23 protein-coding genes and 1 rRNA gene are annotated in these 20,926 nt (G+C 33.5%); 1 reads left to right on the top strand and 23 read right to left on the bottom strand.

The window, feature by feature from the left end; genetic code table 11:
- Positions 1-12: 12 nt before the first annotated feature.
- The 13 genes from glmU to metG all read right to left on the bottom strand — a co-directional run bounded on the left by glmU (position 13) and on the right by metG (position 12,603).
- On the bottom strand, positions 13-1,371 hold the full coding sequence (gene glmU, locus B6K90_RS21520) for a bifunctional UDP-N-acetylglucosamine diphosphorylase/glucosamine-1-phosphate N-acetyltransferase GlmU (protein WP_088014770.1): 1,359 nt from the start codon (positions 1,369-1,371) through the stop codon (positions 13-15).
- Between the two features lie 141 nt (positions 1,372-1,512).
- Positions 1,513-1,803 (bottom strand): septation regulator SpoVG, encoded by a 291-nt coding sequence (gene spoVG, locus B6K90_RS21515; protein ID WP_056474486.1) that lies wholly within the window; start codon positions 1,801-1,803, stop codon positions 1,513-1,515.
- 471 nt (positions 1,804-2,274) lie between these two features.
- Positions 2,275-2,646, bottom strand: a complete 372-nt coding sequence (locus tag B6K90_RS21510; RefSeq protein WP_088014769.1) for a RidA family protein — start codon at positions 2,644-2,646, stop codon at positions 2,275-2,277.
- Positions 2,647-2,697: 51 nt separating this feature from the next.
- Entirely contained in the window at positions 2,698-3,540 is an 843-nt protein-coding gene (gene purR, locus B6K90_RS21505) for a pur operon repressor (RefSeq protein ID WP_056474490.1), read from the bottom strand.
- A gap of 53 nt (positions 3,541-3,593) precedes the next feature.
- Positions 3,594-4,463: a 4-(cytidine 5'-diphospho)-2-C-methyl-D-erythritol kinase gene (gene ispE / locus B6K90_RS21500; protein WP_088014768.1), complete on the bottom strand. Its 870-nt coding sequence runs from the start codon at positions 4,461-4,463 to the stop codon at positions 3,594-3,596.
- A 183-nt stretch (positions 4,464-4,646) separates the two neighbouring features.
- Positions 4,647-4,805, bottom strand: a complete 159-nt coding sequence (locus B6K90_RS21495) for a small, acid-soluble spore protein, alpha/beta type (protein ID WP_056474548.1) — start codon at positions 4,803-4,805, stop codon at positions 4,647-4,649.
- 119 nt (positions 4,806-4,924) lie between these two features.
- Entirely contained in the window at positions 4,925-5,194 is a 270-nt protein-coding gene (gene veg / locus B6K90_RS21490; RefSeq protein WP_088014767.1) for a biofilm formation stimulator Veg, read from the bottom strand.
- Positions 5,195-5,398: 204 nt separating this feature from the next.
- Positions 5,399-6,277, bottom strand: a complete 879-nt coding sequence (gene yabG / locus B6K90_RS21485; RefSeq protein ID WP_088014766.1) for a sporulation peptidase YabG — start codon at positions 6,275-6,277, stop codon at positions 5,399-5,401.
- Positions 6,278-6,468: 191 nt separating this feature from the next.
- Positions 6,469-7,344: a 16S rRNA (adenine(1518)-N(6)/adenine(1519)-N(6))-dimethyltransferase RsmA gene (gene rsmA, locus B6K90_RS21480; RefSeq protein WP_088014765.1), complete on the bottom strand. Its 876-nt coding sequence runs from the start codon at positions 7,342-7,344 to the stop codon at positions 6,469-6,471.
- Complete coding sequence (gene rnmV, locus B6K90_RS21475) at positions 7,344-7,898, bottom strand: ribonuclease M5 (RefSeq protein WP_056474503.1); 555 nt, start codon at positions 7,896-7,898, stop codon at positions 7,344-7,346. The genes rsmA and rnmV overlap by 1 nt, the downstream gene beginning before the upstream one ends.
- 139 nt (positions 7,899-8,037) lie before the next feature.
- Positions 8,038-9,246, bottom strand: coding sequence for a G5 and 3D domain-containing protein (locus tag B6K90_RS21470; protein WP_088014764.1), 1,209 nt, complete (start codon positions 9,244-9,246; stop codon positions 8,038-8,040).
- A gap of 186 nt (positions 9,247-9,432) precedes the next feature.
- Positions 9,433-10,203: a TatD family hydrolase gene (locus B6K90_RS21465; protein WP_088014763.1), complete on the bottom strand. Its 771-nt coding sequence runs from the start codon at positions 10,201-10,203 to the stop codon at positions 9,433-9,435.
- A gap of 423 nt (positions 10,204-10,626) precedes the next feature.
- The gene (metG, locus tag B6K90_RS21460; protein WP_088014762.1) at positions 10,627-12,603 is read right to left on the bottom strand and encodes a methionine--tRNA ligase; all 1,977 of its coding nucleotides are present in this window, start codon (positions 12,601-12,603) and stop codon (positions 10,627-10,629) included.
- 301 nt (positions 12,604-12,904) lie between these two features.
- Between metG and B6K90_RS21455 the strand changes: the two genes are divergently transcribed.
- On the top strand, positions 12,905-13,189 hold the full coding sequence (locus tag B6K90_RS21455; RefSeq protein WP_088014761.1) for an AbrB/MazE/SpoVT family DNA-binding domain-containing protein: 285 nt from the start codon (positions 12,905-12,907) through the stop codon (positions 13,187-13,189).
- Positions 13,190-13,296: 107 nt separating this feature from the next.
- On the opposite strand, the gene rsmI is transcribed toward B6K90_RS21455, so the two are convergent.
- The 10 genes from rsmI to rrf form a co-directional block, all read right to left on the bottom strand.
- The gene (rsmI, locus tag B6K90_RS21450) at positions 13,297-14,172 is read right to left on the bottom strand and encodes a 16S rRNA (cytidine(1402)-2'-O)-methyltransferase (protein ID WP_088014799.1); all 876 of its coding nucleotides are present in this window, start codon (positions 14,170-14,172) and stop codon (positions 13,297-13,299) included.
- Entirely contained in the window at positions 14,168-14,434 is a 267-nt protein-coding gene (locus tag B6K90_RS21445) for a GIY-YIG nuclease family protein (protein ID WP_088014760.1), read from the bottom strand. Before B6K90_RS21445 ends, rsmI begins: the two co-directional genes overlap by 5 nt.
- Positions 14,421-15,161 carry a tRNA1(Val) (adenine(37)-N6)-methyltransferase gene (locus B6K90_RS21440; protein ID WP_088014759.1) on the bottom strand — a complete coding sequence of 247 codons (741 nt, stop codon included), beginning with the start codon at positions 15,159-15,161 and terminating at the stop codon, positions 14,421-14,423. The genes B6K90_RS21445 and B6K90_RS21440 overlap by 14 nt, the downstream gene beginning before the upstream one ends.
- Positions 15,162-15,345: 184 nt before the next feature.
- On the bottom strand, positions 15,346-15,705 hold the full coding sequence (yabA, locus tag B6K90_RS21435) for a DNA replication initiation control protein YabA (RefSeq protein ID WP_114347090.1): 360 nt from the start codon (positions 15,703-15,705) through the stop codon (positions 15,346-15,348).
- Between the two features lie 12 nt (positions 15,706-15,717).
- Positions 15,718-16,545: a PSP1 domain-containing protein gene (locus B6K90_RS21430; protein WP_088014758.1), complete on the bottom strand. Its 828-nt coding sequence runs from the start codon at positions 16,543-16,545 to the stop codon at positions 15,718-15,720.
- A gap of 3 nt (positions 16,546-16,548) precedes the next feature.
- Positions 16,549-17,544 carry a DNA polymerase III subunit delta' gene (gene holB / locus B6K90_RS21425; RefSeq protein WP_088014757.1) on the bottom strand — a complete coding sequence of 332 codons (996 nt, stop codon included), beginning with the start codon at positions 17,542-17,544 and terminating at the stop codon, positions 16,549-16,551.
- A 212-nt stretch (positions 17,545-17,756) separates the two neighbouring features.
- Complete coding sequence (gene tmk / locus B6K90_RS21420; protein WP_088014756.1) at positions 17,757-18,389, bottom strand: dTMP kinase; 633 nt, start codon at positions 18,387-18,389, stop codon at positions 17,757-17,759.
- 12 nt (positions 18,390-18,401) lie between these two features.
- Complete coding sequence (locus B6K90_RS21415) at positions 18,402-19,820, bottom strand: aminotransferase class I/II-fold pyridoxal phosphate-dependent enzyme (RefSeq protein WP_088014755.1); 1,419 nt, start codon at positions 19,818-19,820, stop codon at positions 18,402-18,404.
- Between the two features lie 328 nt (positions 19,821-20,148).
- Positions 20,149-20,337, bottom strand: coding sequence for a sigma factor G inhibitor Gin (locus B6K90_RS21410; protein ID WP_235821887.1), 189 nt, complete (start codon positions 20,335-20,337; stop codon positions 20,149-20,151).
- A 473-nt stretch (positions 20,338-20,810) separates the two neighbouring features.
- Positions 20,811-20,926: ribosomal RNA gene (rrf, locus tag B6K90_RS21405) — 5S ribosomal RNA — on the bottom strand.

The following is a 20,926-nucleotide window of genomic DNA, read 5'->3' as shown; positions in this document are numbered from 1 at the left end:
TTTTATCTATAATTAATTTTTATAGTAACCTTCTTTGTTCACTTGTCTTGCTCTTGCAATTGCTAGTGAATCTTCTGGAACTTCATCAGTAATCGTTGAACCAGCAGCAATGTATGAACCTTTTTTCACAGTTACAGGTGCAATTAAATTCGAATTGCAACCAACAAAGACATTGTCCTCAATCGTTGTTTTAAACTTGTTTTTACCGTCATAGTTTACAGTGATTGAGCCACAACCAAGATTAACACCTTGACCAACTTCCGCGTCACCAACATAACTTAAATGTGAAGCTTTACTTCCGTTACCAAAAGTAACTTTCTTAGTTTCAACGAAATTTCCGATTCGAACTTCATCACCTAATGTTGACGCCGGACGAATGTGAGCAAACGGTCCAACTGTAGTTGAATGACCGATTTTACTTTCATGTACAACTGATTGCTTAATAACTGTATCATTACCAATTTCACTATCGATAATTTCAGTATTCGGGCCAATTGTACTACCCGTTCCAATTATACTATTTCCATATATCATTGTGCCAGGGTAAATAATTGTATCTGAACCAATTTTTGCATCTGCAGAGATATATGTGCTAGCTGAATCGATAATTGTTACACCGTTCAACATATGTTTTTTGTTTATATTTTTACGCATGATTGATTCTGCAATAGATAATGCATATCGATCATTTACACCTAATGTTTCATCGAAATTTGCTGTTTTATATGCAGCTACTATTTCGCCTTTTGCTTTTAGTATCTCAATAACATCTGGTAAGTAGTACTCACCTTGAGCGTTATCATTATTTACTTCATTTAATGCATCGAATAATGCTTTATTATCAAAGCAATATGTACCTGTATTTATTTCTTGAACTGTTAGCTCTTCTGGACTTGCATCCTTATGCTCAACAATTTTTAATACAGACCCATTTTCGCCCCTAATTATTCTACCATAACCAGTTGAATCCTCAAGGTGGGCTGTTAAAATGGTAGCTTTAGCCTGTAATCTTTCATGCTCATCGAATAAAGCTTGAATTGTTTCTGGTGAAATTAATGGTGTGTCACCACAAATTACTAAAGTAGTTCCTTCTTTATCCTTTAACATTGGCGCTGCTTGAATAACAGCATGTGCAGTACCTAATTGCTCTGCTTGTAGAGCATATTCGCTATGATCACCTAATTGTGTTTTAACTAATTCCGCTCCGTGACCTACAACGGTTACAATATTTTGTACACCAACTGATATTACGTGGTCTACAACATGTTGAACCATAGGCTTTCCACAAACAGGGTGAAGTACTTTATATAATTTTGATTTCATTCTAGTACCTTTTCCTGCAGCTAGAACAATCGCATATTTATTTGACATAGTCATCCTCCATCAATCTAAATACCTATACCTGTTAGCTCAAAATGCTAATTTTAATATTTTTCCACAAAATACATCCATTTTATTATACCATAAAAAAAGAACCCATTATACATTAATGGGTTCTTTTTGGTCATATTTTTAAGAAGCACCTGCTTCTTCAAAGTCTTCTTCCAACTCACCTACACGGTGATATTCAGCTAATACAGAATCTTGTATTTTGCTACGAGTTGAAGAGTTAATCGGATGAGCGATATCACGGAACTCTCCATCCGGAGTACGTTTACTTGGCATTGCTACAAATAAACCGTTATTACCATCGATTACGCGAATATCATGAACAACAAATTCATGATCTAATGTAATTGATGCAATAGCTCTCATACGACCCTCCGTGTTTACGCGGCGTAGTCTTACGTCTGTCACTTCCATCTTGTTCACCACCTTTATCAACTTAAACCATAATTAGTAAGTTTCAACAATTATCAATAATTTCCTTCTTTTTGGAAAATTTTTTATTTAAATTATTTAATTTTTACAAATGTTTACTAAACTAAAGTCCTCAACTTATTTATCGGAATTTTTTAATTAGGTTTTAATGTAAATATAAAAAATCTGAAAAAATTTTAGATTTTTTCAGGATGTTGAAATTTGAATTACTTATATTACCTCTTTTAAGTAGGTTGGTTGTGTTTGATCCCCTCTACAGAATGCTCGTTTTCCATAAGAAGAGAATCTACTAATAAGGCGATGAATCAACAATAATTAGAGTAAAACAATCAAAGAAAGAAGAAATATTAATAGTAATAATTTCTACAAAATAAAAAGCCTGAAATAATTTCAGGCTTTTACTCAAAGTATATAAAGATCTTTAAAAACAAGTTTATTTACAGTCTGATTGTCTTAAACAACTGCGATACACTCGATCTCTACTAATACATCCTTAGGTAGTCTTGCAACTTCTACACAGCTTCTTGCAGGTTTATGTCCATTGAAGAACTCTTCATAAATATCATTAAAATCAACAAAAGTTGATAAATCTTTTAAAAACACAGTTGTTTTAACAACTTTTGATAAATCTGTCCCAGCTTCTTCTAGAACGGCCTTAAGGTTCGCAAATACTTGCTTTGTTTGTTCCTCAATTCCACCTTCTACAATATTTCCTTCAACAGTTAATGGAATTTGTCCAGATGTGTATAATAAACCATTAGCGATTATCGCTTGAGAATATGGTCCAATTGCTTTTGGTGCATGATCAGTATGAATTAATTGCATTATGTATCTTCCCCTTCTTTATTATATACAAGTAGCTTATTTATCTAATGACTATAAGCTTTCAGTTTTAATAAATGATTCTTCTTGGAAATTACCTCTTTCAACTCGAATAAGCTGTTCTCTTTCATTTACCTCAGATAACTTTACAAGTGAAATATAATCTTCAACTAATCTTTCTTCAATGTTAACTGCCTCTACTAATACACCAATTCCTGCAACATTTGCCTGAAATTCCTTAAGCAAGTTTTTCATACCAGTAACCGTTCCACCAGCTTTCATGAAATCATCGATAATTAAAACATTTGAACCTGCCTCGATGCTTCTTTTTGCCAATGACATTGTTTGTATACGTTTTGAAGAACCAGATACGTAGTTAATACTTACTGTTGATCCTTCCGTAACCTTATTATCTTGACGAACAATTACAACTGGTACATTTAAAAAGTTTGCCACAGCATACGCTAAAGGAATCCCTTTTGTTGCGATTGTCATAACGATATCTATTTTTTGATTACTGAATATTGATGCAAACATACGGCCTACACTATTTACATAGTTAGGATTGCTTAATATATCAGTCATATATAAGTATCCACCTGGCAACACTCGGTCTGGTTTTTGAAGTAGATCACATAATTCTTCAATTACTGTATTTACTTCTTGATTACTAATACTAGGAATATACTTTACACCACCAGCTGCTCCTGGCACAGTCAATAGTGTCCCAATTCCTTGCTGTTCGAACGTCTGCTTAATAATACCTAAATCCTCACTTACTGATGATTTAGCAGACGCATATAAGTCAGCAAAAAATGTTAATGATACTAATTGTTGTGGATGATGCAACAAATAGTGTGTCATACCTACAAGACGAGAGCTTCTTCTAATTTTCATGCAGCACCTCAAATCACGAATATTTTATAAAAATTTTATAATAATATTCGTTTTTAATCAAGTTTTTCCCTTTCGCCTAACATCCGAACAGCGTATACTTGATCGCAGAAACCTTTTAGTCCGTTATAAACACGATTCATTCTAGAATCATGACGAACTAATCCGAATACTGTAGGACCACTTCCGCTCATCAAAACAGCATCAGCACCAAAACGTTTCATTTGATCCTTAATCATTGCAACCTCAGGATGTAATTGCAGTGTAACTGTTTCCAATACATTTCCTAATGACATACAAATATCGTTGTAATTTTTATTCGAAATGGCATTAACCATACGATCTACATCAGGATGTTGAATATTATCTAATTTAAGCTTTTGATAAACAGTAGCCGTTGATACGCCCTGTGTTGGTTTCGCTAAAATAACCCAACAAGGTGGCGGTGTATCAATATGTTCAATTTTTTCTCCACGACCTGTAGCTATAGCTGTTCCGCCATAAACACAAAATGATACGTCCGATCCAATTTTTGAACCAATTTCCGCTAATTCATCTAACGAACAATTTAAATTCCAAAGCTTATTTAGTCCCCTTAGTACTGCCGCAGCATCTGAACTACCTCCAGCTAAACCAGCAGCAACAGGAATATTTTTGGTAATAAAAATATGCGCTCCTAATTTAATCCCGAACATTTCTTTCAGTAGCATCGCAGCCTGATAAGCTAAATTACGTTGATCATCTGGCACGTAACGATTATGTGATGTAACAACAATCTTATCCTCTTGAATAAGCTCTAATTCAATTCGATCGGCTAAATCAATCGTTGTCATGATCATTTTTACATCATGATAACCGTCGCCTCTTTTCCCTACTACGTCTAATGAAAGGTTTATTTTCGCAGGAGCCTTCACCATTAATTTCACTATTCTCACCTTCTTATGAACACTTACTTTTTTGCTATTGTATCATAATTAACTCATAAGAAAAATGTACCTCAATGAAAGTGATCCATAACTGTGGAAATTCTTTAAAACGATTCACAAAAACCGAAGCATTTTGCTTCGGTTTAATGTGTAGACAAATTCGCTTGTCGAAGTGAAGATTGTTTATTGTTGCTTATTAGATAATTGTAACTCAGCTAATTCGATTGCTCTTTTAACCATGTTGCCGGCATCCTTCGCTCGAATGCCTCCCCAGCCTTCTTTTTGAACGACGTCATAGAAACCAAGATCTTTTGCAAGTTCCTCTTTAAAGCCCTGTGACATTATACCTCTTTTTCTTCTACCCAAAAAAAGCAACCCCCTTTTTCCACTTCGACATTGTTAGTATGTGTAATATGTTTCATTTCATGAATAATAAAAAGAAAAGGGACAGTAGAAAAATTCTACTGTCCGTTCGCCATCAGTCCACTTGTATGGTCATCACAGAAAAACAATTCAACTGTTTCTGTTAAAATATCTGCATAACTAAAAGATAAGCGTTCAAATGCGTTCTCTTCTTGATCTAATTGTACTACGAATATGGATGGATATGTTTCTGCTAATACACCGGAACGTTCCACAGTCTTTCTACGTCCGCTGTTTGCTTTCAATGTAAGTCGTTGTCCAACATGACTATCTAAAGTATCCTTTATTTCAGATAATTTTTTTGTCATTTCATACCACCTCACTATGACAAGTATACCATCTTATGTAAACTAAGTCAAAAAAATATAAAATTATACCAACGATACTGGTTACCTGTCAATATTTTTTTTACAACACCCGATTATTATTTGTGAAAATCAGAAAATTTATGTATGAAAATAAAAAAGATTTTCTACAAACGAGACTTCTCGTTAATGTAGAAAATCTTTTCCTTACTCCTCTTCCATTGATTGAAAAGGTAGCCCTGTTCTTAAAATTCCTTTTGTTTCTACCCCGCCTAGCCCCTTTTCACCTGTAATTGTATTACGAACCACTTCATAAACATTTACTCGATCCATAAATGATGTGAAGCTTATTTTCCCAACTACATAAACGGGATCTAATGCATGAATATTTACTCTAGTTGGTGAGCTTGCAAAGTTTGCTCCTGCGCGTATAATCGCTTCAAAGTGAGATTGACATGCCCCAGCAAAAATTACAAGGTGGTCTAAAGATGGAACTCTTTTTCGCGCTTCTTTTACAGCATCGACAAAATATCTTGAATGTCTGTAAGCTTCTAAATCGGTAACAACCCCTTTTGCCTTTGTATATGCATCATGACCAGTTATAACTAGTATATCGGGGCGATAATGATCTAAATAATAACCAATTTTTGTTGGTAATTCTGTTTCCTTACAATAGATCCCTTCAACAGGGACCCCCATCTTATTATACATATCAAGACATTTTTTTAAATAAATTGGATCTCCATCGATGTGAAGAACCCGACCTGGCATTTGAAAAAGATTTACATCTGTTCTAAATCCATTTGTTGCTTGAAATCTTCTTTTTTCTTTTTGTTCCATGGCTTCCCGTTTAAATAGTTTGTAGTTTTCCTCAATTTGAACAGATGATCTTTTACCTTTTTCTCGATACTCTGACTCAATAATTACTCGCAGGTCGGATAAAGGCGCATCAGCAATTAAACGAAAATCGTCACCATATAAAACAGCTATGACTTCATCCCCGATTTGTTTTACCTCCACTACTCGAAAAACTAGGTCATATTTATAAGATGCTCTTTCTACTATATCTCCTACATTAATATTCACATGCCTTCCCCTCCAAAATTGCTTAAGTACACTACGAGTTCGCTCTCTTTTTTTAGATTATGTATGGACAAAAAAAAGGGTGAAAAGAAGGTTTATTGAACTTTTATAGGGCATCAGAACTAAAATAAAGTATCAAATAAAAAAAGATGATTACAAACTAGTTTAAAAATTAGCTTATAATCATCTTTTTGTTATTTTATTTGTTTATATAGACTATTACTTAATACTGCAAATTCTTGAATTGATAAAGTTTCTCCTCTTCTTGTTCCTTCAATACCTGCTTCTAGAAGGCAAGCTTCCAGCATTGCTTTATCCTTTTTCAGATGAGAAAAATTATTTAATAAATTATTATTTAATGTTTTTCTTCTTTGAGCAAAACTCGCTCTAACTACTTCAAAAAAGAATGATTCATCAATTACCTCTGCTGCTGGTTCTTCACGTTTTACTAGCTTTATAACGGCAGAATCAACGTTTGGCTGTGGCATGAAGACCGTTCTAGGTACAGTCATAACCGTTGAAGCATGCGTATAAAACTGTATTGCTATTGATAGTGAACCATAATCCTTTGTCCCCGGCTTTGCAGCGATACGGTCAGCTACTTCTTTTTGCAACATACAAACAATTCCTCTGATTGGTAAACCTTCTGTTAATAGCTTCATAATAATTGGTGTCGTTACATAGTAGGGCAAGTTCGCGACTACCATTATATCCTTCTCATTTGGCAAATACTCATTAATCGCTTTTTCAACATCTGCCTTCAGTACGTCTTCATTAACGATTTGTATATTATCATATGGAGAAAGTGTATCTTCTAAGATTGGGATTAGTCGATTATCTATTTCAAACGCTAATACTTTTTTAGCACGCTTAGCAATTTGCTCAGTTAATGCCCCAATTCCCGGACCAATTTCAATTGCAGAACTTTCTTCAGTTAAATCTGCATAACTTACAATGTTTTCTAGTATATTTGTATCAATCAAGAAATTTTGACCATAACTTTTTTTGAAGAAGAAATCGTACTTGGCTAATATTTCTTTCGTTCGACTAGGTGTTGCGATATCCTTCATTATTTTTCCTCCATTAAAACTTTTTTTACTGCTTGTCCAAATTCATCTTTTGATATTTGAAACATTTGCAGTCTTTTCTCTAGTTGCTTACCGTTTGTATAACCTATATTAAGAATTTTACCAAGTTTATCTCGTCTTTCACTTGATGAGGGATGTCCAATTAATCCGGCATCTATTAAATCTTCTTTTGTAATTTCGGATTCAACTTCGATAAATTCCTGCTTAACATGAATTAAAGCATTTCGGATAGATTCTCTAGTAGCATGCTCGATTCCTAATCCTTTTTTACCCGAACGAACAGCTTCTTCCTTTGGTAAAAACGCATGCTTACATCCTGGTACATGCTCTTTAATAATCGAGCGTATACGTTGACCGGGATAATCAGGATCTGTAAATACGATTACTCCTCTAGTCTCCTGAGCATGCTTTATTAATTTTAAAGTATCCTTATTTATAGCAGAACCACTTGTTTCAATTGTATCTGCATCCACAGCCCTTTTAATTGCCGCCGTATCATCTTTACCTTCAACAACAATGATTTCTTTAATTTTCATTTGTTCCTCCAACCAATACAAGTATATGTAATCATACCATAAGGATAATAAAACTTCATACTCCCTTAAAAATAGTATAAAAAAAGTAGAAGGGCTTATCCTTCTACTTTCATTCAAACAACGATCTATTTTAAAAATATTATTTAATAATACGAATTTTTACTGTACGACGACCAAAATCAAAACAATCGTCTTTTGTAGGCATTAAAATATCGATCCTTCTACCTTTAATTGCTCCACCAGTATCACCAGCAATAGCAACACCATATCCTTCAACCCAAACTTTAGATCCTAAAGGAATAACTTTTGGATCAACTGCAATCAGTTTTGTATTAGGGTTTTTACGAACATTAATACCTAAAGCTGTAACACCAGACATCCCAGCATCATAAGGTGAATATGCAGTTGCTTCAACATACATTTCCTTTACCTTACTACTTGATTTTGGGGCACTAGATTTTACTAATGCACTTGATGTTGGTACAGACTTTGTTCCAACTGCAACTACTCGATCAACAGGTTCTTTTAATATCGTTTCATCAACTAGTGTTTTAGAAACTACTTTACCATTTTCTTTAATCAATTCAAAGTTACGTTTAACAAGTCCTTTTACACCTTCTGAAATGACCGAAGATTCATCTTTATACATAGAAGAATCTTTTTTCTCTTTTTCTTTAAAATCTACAGGCTCTTCCACCACATCGTTGACTTTTTCGACACGGATAACTCGAACTGTATCATTTTGTTTGATCATTTCGCCGGCACCTGGTTCAACTCGGTCAAATTCGTTTAATGTAATGTTCTGCTTTTCTAAAAAGTCAGCGACAGTAGTCGAAGTTGCAAATACTTTTTTAGAAACTCCTCCATCATTTAAAACCATAGGGAATGCTTTTTCGTAAGTTACTTTACCATTTTCCTCTAACGGTGTTGACAGTGCAGGCATTATAACATCTTCAGGATTGATCATAATATTTTGTTCTTTTAATAATTCCTTTACCGTTTGAGCAGTTGTCTTAATGACTTTTTCCTGCCCATCGATCGTAAGTTTAACAGGTTTCGCTAAATGAACTGTAATATCCATATCATCTGATATTTTCGTTTTAGCTGACGGATATATTTCATCTGCATTCGTAATATTAATATTTTGTTCTTTTAATAATTCAGCCACAGTATTTGCATGTGTTTGAATAACCTGTTCCTTCCCGTCTACCTCAAGAGTTACTTGTTCTTTAAGTCCCTCATATGCTCCTGTACCTACTGATCCAGTGAAAACTAAAGCTCCTGCAAGTTGTACTGCTAGTTTTTTACTACTCCCAAGTCTAGAAAGTAACCTATTCGCGTCTATCACGATTTTACTCCTCCTTTTCGCCTGAGAAAAAAGATTGACTAGCTCCAAACCTATTAACTAGTGCTTCTACTCTACTGAATGTATGTTTACTAGATTTAGAAGTAGAAGAGTTTTCTTTCGACAAATTCTTCAACTCTTCATACGTGAACTGTGACGAATAATATCTATTCGTACTAGTTCATGAGATCATTTGTTAATCTGAAAAATATTACACGCATTTTCGAAGGTTCGTTTTTGAACTTCCTCAACTGATATATTTTTTAAACGTGCAATTTCTTCAGCAACAAGTGATACATAGCTAGGTTCATTTCTTTTTCCTCTATACGGATGTGGTGTTAAGTATGGACAATCCGTTTCGATTAATAGATTTTCTAACGGAATTTCTGTCGCAACTTCTTTTGGTTTTTTTGCATTCTTAAATGTAACTGGTCCTCCTAATGAAATATAGAAGTTCATATTAATACATTCTTTTGCAGTTTCCACACTTCCGCCGAAGCAGTGCATGATGCCACCTACTTCTGATGCATTTTCTTCTTTTAAAATGGTTACAATGTCTTCTGTTGCGTCTCGATTGTGAATAACAATCGGTAGTCCGCATTCTTTTGCTAATTGAATTTGTTTACGAAATACTTCTTTTTGGATTTCTTTTGGAGACTTATCCCAGTAGTAATCTAATCCAGTTTCACCAATTGCTACTACTTTAGGATGTTTTGATAATTCCTTAATCCATTCAAAATCTTCTTCTGTTGCATCAATTGCATCAACTGGATGCCAGCCAATAGCTGCATAAAGAAAATCATATTTCTCAATTAATTCCATAGCTTTCGTAATTGTTGGTCGATCAAAGCCAACAACTACTTGATGAACAACTCCTGCTTCTAGAGCTCTACTAATTACTTCTTCAAGGTCTTCTTTGTATTGATCTGCATTTAAATGTACATGTGTATCAAAAAGCATTTTTACTTCCCCTTTGCTCATCTGAGATTTAGTCTAGCATACCGTAAAATTTCTTACCTAACGCACAGTTAACAATTCCGTTACAAAAAGAAACGGTCAAAATTAAACAATTTCTAATAAAATTTTAAAGATATTTTAAATTAATTCCATGCTATATCAAGACTTTCTTACTTTTAATAAACAAATTCTGATAATTTTTTCATTTTACTATTGTAATCAATCTGTAATATTTTCTTCATATAATGACATTTTTTAACAACATCTTGTTAACACCTGCCATAATCCAACAAAATATTATCATATTTGTGATTCCTATGATATTTTTACAATTTTCTGCACTATACAACAATTATTTCAGTAAAACAAATTAAAAAGAAAAGTATTTCATGTTAGTTTTTACACGAAATACTTTTCCTAGTAACTTTATTTAATAATAGTACCGTTTGGTAATGATTGATCAATTGTTGCAAGTGATAGCTTACCTTCAATACTTCCTGCAAGGATCATCCCTTCGGAAAGTTCCCCTCTAAGCTTAACAGGTTTTAAATTCGTTACACAGATCACTTTTCTACCAATTAAGTCTTCTGGTTTATAGTATTCCGCTATACCCGATACAACTTGTCTTGATTCATTTCCTAAATCTAATTGAAGTTTTAGAAGTTTTTTTGCTCCTTTTACGGCACCAGCTTCTTTTACTTCAGCGACCTTTAGTTGAACTTTAAAGAACTCATCAATTGTAATCTCAGGAACAGTTTCTTCCACTTTCTCTTCTACCACTGGTTTTACAGTCCCTTGCATTTGTTCTTTAATGTATGCAACTTCAACTTCTGTCTCTAAACGAGGGAAAATTGGACCACCCTTTTGTACTCTCGTATCCTCTTGGATTGCTCCAAACTGATTAAGACTGTCCCATGAAAGAATCTTCTCGTCAACTAGTCCTAATTGAGTGAAAATTTTCGCTGGAGTCTGAGTTAAGAAAGGTTTTAGTAAAATCCCAACTTGACGTAAAGATTCAGCTAAATGTGCCATTACAGAAGCTAGTTCTTGTACACGGCTTTCATCTTTAGCAAGTACCCATGGCTGTGTCTCATCAATGTATTTGTTTGTACGACTAACGAACTGCCAAATATTTGTTAATGCAACTGAAAACTCCATATTTTCCATTGCAGCTTCAACAGTTTCTTTCGTGCTTTTTGCCATTTGTTGAAGGTTTTCATCAAAATCTGTTACTGTTCCATTAACTGCAGGAATATTACCATCAAAATATTTTTGGATCATTGCAATTGTTCGATTTAATAAATTACCTAAGTCATTCGCTAAATCAAAATTAATTCGGTCAACGAATCCTTCAGGTGTAAAAATTCCATCTGATCCAAAAGGAACTTCACGTAATAAGTAGTATCTTAGGGCATCTAATCCATATCGGTCGATTAGTACTACTGGATCTACTACATTTCCTTTTGATTTACTCATCTTGCCGTCTTTCATTAATAACCATCCATGAGCAAAGACTTTTTTAGGTAATGGTAAGTCTAATGCCATTAACATAATCGGCCAATAAATCGTATGGAAACGTACAATTTCTTTACCAACTAAATGAACATTCGCTGGCCAGTATTTTTTATAGTTTTCTTCATTATCTGTACCATATCCTAACGCTGTAATATAGTTAGATAACGCGTCAATCCAAACGTAAATAACGTGTTTAGCATTGCCAGGTACTTTTACACCCCAGTCGAATGAAGTACGTGAAACAGCTAAATCTTCTAAACCTGGTTTAATGAAATTGTTGATCATTTCATTTTTTCTTGATTCAGGTTGAATAAATTCTGGGTTATCTTCATAATACTTCAGTAATCGGTCAGCATATTTACTCATTTTAAAGAAATACGACTCTTCCTTAACTAGCTCTACTGGATGACCGCTGTCCGGACTCTTTCCACCAATAATTTTTCCTTCTTCATTATATAAAGGATCTACAATTTGTGTTTCAGTATAATATGTTTCATCTGGCACCGAATACCAACCTTCATACTCGTCCAAATAAATGTCACCTTGATCAAGTAATTGCTTGAAAATCTTCTCAACAATTTCTTTATGTCGGCTTTCTGTCGTACGGATAAAGTCATCATATGAAATATCTAATTTCGTCCATAAGTCCTTAATTCCAACAACGATATTATCTAAGTATTCTTGAGGCGAGACATTTAATTCCTCAGCTTTTCGTTGAATTTTTTGACCATGTTCATCTGTACCCGTTAAATAAAAAACATCATAACCTTGAAGTCTCTTATATCTAGCCATTGCATCCCCAGCAACAGTCGTATAAGCATGACCTATATGTAATTTTCCGCTCGGATAATATATTGGGGTTGTAATATAAAAAGTTTTATTACTCATTGACCAAAAATCCTCCTTCAAAAATTTCTAAATATTGACACTAAATTATTCGCATGATTTTGCATTTCATTATAAAATGAAAAATGAGTTATCTACATATCCCCATTAACTATTACAACTTCATACTTATTTTATAAGTTAAATTTTACACAATAGTAACATCTATTTCTATTATTTCTCATAAATATACATACATTTTCTCTTTAATTAACCCATTTTGGCATAGTAGCACTATGTAGCTTTGTTTTTTGACTACATAGTACATTTATTTTCAAAAAAACTTTATATAGGAGGATTAATTATGAAATCTACAGGAATTGTCCGTAAGGTAGACGAGCTTGGTCGTGTAGTAATTCCAATTGAACTTAGAAGAACACTAAATATCACTGAAAGAGACACACTGGAAATATTTGTACAGGATGATCGAATTATCCTAAAAAAATATGAACCAAATATGACTTGTATGATGACGGGAGAAATTTCTCAAAATAATCTCGAGGTTGCTGATGGTAAAATTGTTTTAAGTAAAAAAGGCGCAGAGCTTTTAAAATTCGAGATTGAACAATTTATAGCTAATAATAATTAAATTGAAGAGGCTGCCTATTTTAATTGCATTCTCTAAATAAAAAATAAGTAAAAATGAGTAGAGAATTACAAATAAACAAGACAGCCTAACTTCATTTTTAATCCGTTTTAAATTTCGTGATATTCAGCATAGACGTCCCTTTTATTTAATGAACGATCCTTCGCTACGAGTTTTATTGCATCTTTACTTTTTTCGTTTTTTTCGTTTATGTACCAATCGACATGTTGGTTAATGGACAGCTCCTGCCACCAACACTCCTCATTGTTATTCACTTCTTCTTCAGATGCCCCTTCTAAAACAACTACAAACTCTCCACGTACTTCTTCATTCGTTGCCCAATCGATCGCATCACTAACTGTCCCTCGTAAAAACTCTTCGAATTTCTTTGTTAATTCTCTACAAAGTACTATTTTTCTGTCACCTAATACTTCAAGAATAACGTGTAGCGTCTCTTTTAAACGGTGTGGAGACTCGTACAAAATGACTGTACTACGTTGCCCCTTTAATGGTTCCAATTGTTTCTTCTTATCTTTCTTTTGACGTGCCAAAAATCCTATGTATAAAAATGAATCGGTAGGTAGTCCAGATGATATTAAAGATGTTAATGCAGCATTTGCACCAGGTAAAGGAATGACAGAAATGCCTTCTTCTAAACAAAGCTTTACAAGCTCATAACCTGGATCATTTATGCATGGCATTCCCGCATCGCTTACTAATCCAATTTTTAATCCTTGTTTTAAATCTTCCACAAGCTTTTGACCTGCTTTTTCTTTATTATGCTCATGATAACTTACTAATGGTGTTGGTATTTCGAAGTGATTACAAAGCTTTTTCGTGTTGCGGGTATCCTCCGCTGCAATATAGTCCACTTCTTTTAGTATTCGTACCGCTCTAAACGTCATATCTTCTAAGTTACCAATAGGCGTTGGTATTAAATAAAGACAACCTAATTCTTCATTTAAAAAGCTCTTCTGGCTTTTAATCATTGCTTATTCCTCCTCTCATATAACGTTCTTTGTTTTCTCTTGATAATTGCTTAAAAGCGTATTCCGCTTGCATTGCTTCTCTTTTAGTTGGATACTCCTCAAAAAATATACAATTTACTGGTGTTCTACCTCTCGTATATTTCGCACCCTTTCCATCGTTATGTTGTTTTACTCTACGCTCAATATTTGTCGTATACCCTGCATAGAAAGTTGCATCAGAACATTCTAGCACGTATAAATAGTGTTTATGGTCTTGCATATAGAATTTCCTTTAACTCAGCCGTATACTCGTTATTTTCCTCATATACGTAAATCGGAGGCAAAATTTTAAGTTCAGCCTTACCACCTTTCATACCTTCAATTAGAAGTGTATTTGCTTCCTTACCCATTTTTGGATAAACAAACTGAATCCTTTTCGGCTCAATACCATGTTTACGCATTGTTGTAACAATATCCAACATACGTCCTGGACGATGAACCATCGCCAACTTCCCACCATGTTTCAAAAGTTGTTTACTTGCATTGATTACTTCTTCTAAATTCGTTTTAATCTCATGTCTCGCTATTGCATAATGTTCATTCATATTTTGTTCAGAAGTCGGAATATCTTGAAAGTATGGTGGATTACAAGTAACAACATCTACAAATTCTCTACCTATTTTAGTTGGTGCATTTTTTAAGTCGTCATGAATCATTGTTATTTTTTCGTCTAACTTGTTATATTCAATACTTCTTTTAGCCATATCGTACAATCTCTCTTGTATTTCTACACCTATTATATTTGCTTTAGATCTTCGGTGTAGCATCAATGGAATAACTCCATTTCCAGAGCATAAATCAACAATTGTACCTTTCTGGATTGGGACATATGTAAAATTAGATAAAAGAACTGCATCTAATGAAAATGAAAAAACAGATGGACTTTGTATAATCCTCATATCATCGGTTAATAAGTAATCTAAGCGTTCGTCACCTTTAAGCATAATTAGTTCCTTTCAAATTCACACCAATATTATCTTTTAGCATTGCCTAATCTTATAATAATTAACTAGCAATGCATAAAAAGAAGCTATTCCATTTGGAACGTGCGCACTTTACCTTTTTAAGCAGCTTACTTAACAGCTGTTTTCTAAAAAGGTAATCGTTCGCTTCTTCCGGAATAGCCTACCATTACTTTTTATCAAAGAAGGATAAACAAAACAGACAGTCCTCACCATGACGTACGCTTCCATAATGTAGATTACAAATATGGAAACCCTCTTGGTACAGTCTTGCTAAATTATCATAGCCTTCCCCAAGATCCTTATCCTTTTGTACCTTTTTCTTCTTTGAGTCTTTTATTTGTACTTTTTCTTCTATACGTTTATTTAGACCTAATCGTTCTCGTAAGTGATCATTCTCAATTTTCGTATAGTGATTTTCTTCTAGTAGCTCAGCGATATATTGTTTTAAGTCGCTAAGCTGTGTTGATAAATCTTGAATTTGTTCTTCCATATTGGAAAGAGATAAGAATATATTCTTCTTGTCCAATCTTACCACCTCTTAATCTGTGGTTTGTATTGACACGACTCCCTCATGAATTAAATCATCTAGGGTATACTCCACAACGCGTTCTTTTTTGATCAATTCTACTTGAATAACTCGTTCTAAGATGTTCAATCCTACTACTCTTCCAGGACCTTCTGCTGTTTTGATGATATCCTCTAAGTCTGGAAGCTGTTCTTTTGCAGCCTCATACTCGTCATTTTCATATTTTAAGCAGCACATTAATCGGCCGCAAAGTCCTGAAATTTTCGCCGGGTTAAGGGAAAGATTTTGATCTTTAGCCATTTTAATGGATACTGGTTCAAAATCACCTAAGAACGTTGAACAACACAACATTCTACCGCAAGGCCCAATCCCACCAAGCATTTTAGCTTCATCACGTACTCCTATTTGTCTTAATTCAATTCGAGTACGGAATACTGCAGCTAAATCCTTTACTAGTTCCCTAAAGTCTATTCTACCATCTGCAGTAAAATAAAAGATGACTTTGTTTCGATCAAACGTATATTCGACATCAACTAATTTCATATCTAGTTCATGTTGCATAACTTTACTAGAACAAACTTCATAAGCTTCTTTAGCTGATTGTTTATTCTCTTCAACAATCGTACGATCATGCTCATCAGCTAATCGCATAACTTTTTTTAACGGAAGGACTACGTCATTTTCTCCGACCTTTTTATTTGGTACAACTACTTTTCCAAATTCAATCCCTCTCACCGTTTCAACGATGACAAAAGTATCTTTAGGGATTGCTAATCCATTTGGGTCGAAATAATAGATTTTACCTGCTTTTTTAAAACGTACTCCGACTACTTCGTACACAATCTACAATCCCTCCTGTAGCTCTATAATCATTTGCTCTAAAACCATTAACATATTTGCGTTTGATGTTAATCGCTTTTTAGCAAAAAGGATGATTTCTAAACAAGTAGTTATTTTCTCTAATGAAATACGATTTAACGCTTGTCTCATTAATGGTTCTTCATTTTTAAAAACAACGTTTTGATCTTGCTCAGCATATATATATAGCATATCTTTAAAGGCTAATAAAAGCATATCAAGCATCATTTGTAACTGTTCCTTCGTATCAAAATAACGAGAAACATTTTGTTGTATGACTAGAAGACTATCTTTTTTTGTTGTTAATAATGCTTCATATAATTCTATCACTAAATCTCTAGCTTGTGCAAACCATTCTTCTTCAGCAATTTGAAGTGCAACTGCTTCACTATTTGTTAATCTTGCTAATAATGGTATTAAGTTTGATTGGAGCTCGATATTAACTAAATGTTCTTCAAAATATTTTGTTGGTAATGGATTAAAATGGATTGATTGACAGCGAGATTGGATCGTTGGCAAAATTTGTTGTACTTGTTCAGTTAATAAAAATGCAGTTGTAATTGAGACTGGCTCCTCCAAAAATTTTAATAAAGAATTAGCTGCATTTGTCGTCATTCGATCAGCGTGGTCTATTATATAAATTTTTCGATTTGATTCAACAGCTGTTTTAGCGAATTCTTCTTGTAATTGTTGAATTTGATGTTTCTTTATAGAAGCTTCTTCAGGCTCGATTACATAAACATTTGGGTGATTACCGGAATCGACACGCCTACAATTACGACAAGTTCCACAAGGTGTAGCGCCACTTACATTCTCACATAGTAATACTTTTGTGTAGTGGAATGCAAGTTCGCGTTTACCAGTTCCTCTTGGGCCCTCAAATAAGTAAGCATGAGCTACCCTGTTTTTAATTACTGCATTTTTTAACATTTTTGTAGCAACTGGCTGACGCTCGCTTAGTTCCTCCCAAGATGTTTTCATGTTTACACCTACTCATATCTATAAATTAATCAATGATACTTTTTTTAATTGCATCGTTTATCGTTTTTTTGAATCGTTTTATCAATTACATAAATCTAGCTATAATACTTACATATTGATATAAGTAATTTTTAGTTAAGTTCCGGAGGTTCTTTCTTCTATTATACCAGTTCCGTCACGTTATTGTTCATGTAATCAATTTTTGAAAATAATTAAATTTCTTCGATTTTTCCTAAAATAACTTTTAAAGTATCATTAAATACTTGGTCGATCGAGTTTGATGCATCAATTCGTTTAAAGCGCCATGGTTCTCTCTTCATGATTTCAGCATATCCACTTTGAACTTTTAAATGAAAGTCTAGTTCTTCTAAATCCAATCGGTTGATTTCTCTCTCATCTGCTTGATGAACTCTATTTAACCCAACTTTAGGGTCTAAATCAAAGTAAATTGTTAAATCAGGCATTAAACCATCAATCGCAAATTGATTGATATTATAAATTTCATCTATTCCGATTCCTCTACCAACACCTTGATATGCAAGAGAGCTATCTACGAATCGATCACATAACACAATTTTTCCTTCTTCTAATGCAGGGATTACTTTCTCTGCCAAATGCTGTCTCCTCGCTGCAGCATAAAGTAGTGCCTCCGTACGCTTGTCCATTTCAACATTCTCTGTATTTAATATAATATTTCTTATACTTTCAGCGATACGAATACCACCTGGTTCGCGAGTTGATATAAAATTTACACTTCTTTTATTAAGTTCCTCTGCGATCATATTTATAATTGTTGTTTTCCCTGCACCCTCTGGTCCTTCAAATGTAATAAATAAAGATTTCAAGTTTCTTTCCTCCTAAATCAATACTTCGATTTGTAAATTTTTGCCTTCAATCAAGTTTTGAATCGTCATTCCATATTGATATACATCATGAATATATTCGACATGCTTTTTAGTAACTAGTTCACCTTTTAATAAAATCGGAATGCCTGGTGGATAAGGAACAATATTTTCTGTAGAGATTTCTCCTACTGAATCTGCCAAATCTTTTACCAACTTCCTTTTTTTCTTTAAATCAGCATAACTATGTAAAACTGTACTCGTAAAATTAGGCACGTTAAGTTTAGGTTGTTTATTTTCAATATATACCATAGATTCAGTTGCTTTTTTTATACGATTAATAAGGTCATTAAAATCAAATTTTTCATCTAGAGGAAGGATAAATAATACATGTCCCCAATCTGAAAGCTCTGAATAGATTCCCTCATTTTCAAATATTTCCTGTAATTGTTTACCGGTATGTCCTTTTTCACTTTTTACGATTACTTTTAGTAAATCTTGTATATAGTTTATACGACTTGATGTAACTACCTGTATACTAGATAACTCATTAACTTCTTTAATAAACTCGTCAATTTTCTTTTGAAGTATTTTCACTTTATCAAGAGAAAATGTTTCGACAAAATTCCTTGCGTAATCTAAAGAAGCCATGATTGGATAAGAAGGACTACTGCTTTGTAGCATTCTTAGCATTTCTCTTAATTTGTCTTTACAAACAAGACTTGATTTTATATGTAAATATGAACCCATTGTCATTGCAGGCAAAGTTTTATGCGCTGACTGAATGACAATATCAGCACCCATAGATAGTGCATCTTCTGGAAAAGGTGCTCCAATTATAAAATGTGCTCCATGAGCCTCATCTACTATCGTTGGGATCTCCATATTATGGGCGAATTCAATTATATTTTTCAAATTCTGAGACATACCATAGTAATTAGGATTTGTTAAAATTATTGCTTTTGCCTTTGGATAATTTTTTATTACATACATAGATTGTTCAATGTTTATCCCTAGTGGCTGTCCTAGCTCTTCATCAATATCTAATGGCAAGAATATAGGCTTTGCTCCAGCAAGTAATAGACCATGAAAAATTGATTTATGACAATTGCGTTGAACCAATACTTCGTCATTCTCGCCACATAATGCTAAAATTGCAGCTAGATTACCCACAGTTGATCCATTTACTAAAAAGAAACTTTCTTCTGCTTTGTATACTTTAGCTAACATTTTTTGAGCTTCACTTATTACCTCTGAAGGATAATGCAAGTCATCTAATCCATTTAATTCCGTCACATCATAATTTAATATATTTGGTAATCCTAATTCATTTATAAAAGTGTGCTTTCCATTTTTATGACCTGGAACATGTAAAGAAATTGTTTCTTCATTAACGAACTGTTTCAGTGCATTTAGTAACGGCATTTTATTCATTAATAACGCTTCCTTTAATTTACGCAATTTATTTGTATGTATCGCTATACTAGTATAATTTTTAATAAAAGCTTACTACACTCGACTCTCTACATTTAAGACAACTAACTAATTCAAAATCCAATAGTTTATAGACAATATAAAAACCGATTATGTTTACAAGTTCTCTCCATTACTTAAAGGCCCAGTCACTAAAGGGGCGACCAAACAGTAATTAAATATGGTAGAGGTACCTGTATAGATAATCGGTCCTTCATTTTATACTTTATTTTAACTTACAAAAACTTATTAGACTACTACTATTAGTCTATTATGCTTAAGCTAATCTTTAATTTACAATTTCTTCTTTCACCGTACTAATACATCTTAACTTTTCTACAAAGGAATTGTATATAGGTGCATCTGTTTCAGTTTTTACGATTTTCTTTTCACACTCTTCGCATACGAATGCTTCAATAATATGAATGCCATGTTCCTTTTTCTCTTCGCAAACTATACATTTTGATAATTCATTCACCTTTATTCCTCCTCTTAATGTTTTTCAAACGTAATTTACGATTGATTAAACAATTTTGTTTATTATTTAGTTTTGCAAATTAAAAACTTTTTATACAATTTAGGGCCTATTTTTTTGTAATATATGAAAATAGTTCTAATTTTGTGCTCTATATCTATAAAATTTTTTCTGACATGATACTACTTTCCTGTTTTGAACTTACCTTTGTTCCTTTTAACTACTAAAAAAGGACTACAATAAGTTTGTAATCTAATCTGCCTGGCAATTGTCGCTTTCTTCGTTGTTTCGCCTACCTACGCGGTGTACATTATCGTATAGGGTGAGTTCCTCGAAAGAACTGTTACTTAAACCAATTCCTTTAAGTGAAACACCAGTTAAATTAGCCTCTTTAAGTATACTAATCAAGTTTCACATTATTTACCTATGTATAAATACAAAAAAAAACATCAGCCTAGTAGCTGATGTTTTTTTTTACCAGGCGACGTTCTACTCTCACAGGGGGAAACCCCCAACTACCATCGACGCTGAAGAGCTTAACTGCCGTGTTCGGTATGGGAACGGGTGTGACCTCTTCGCAATAATCACCTGA

It is taken from the genome of Gottfriedia acidiceleris, from assembly GCF_002128425.1.
Lineage (GTDB): Bacteria > Bacillota > Bacilli > Bacillales > Bacillaceae_G > Gottfriedia > Gottfriedia acidiceleris.
Note: the sequence above shows the minus strand (reverse complement) of the source record. Positions and strands in the feature narration are given on the sequence as shown.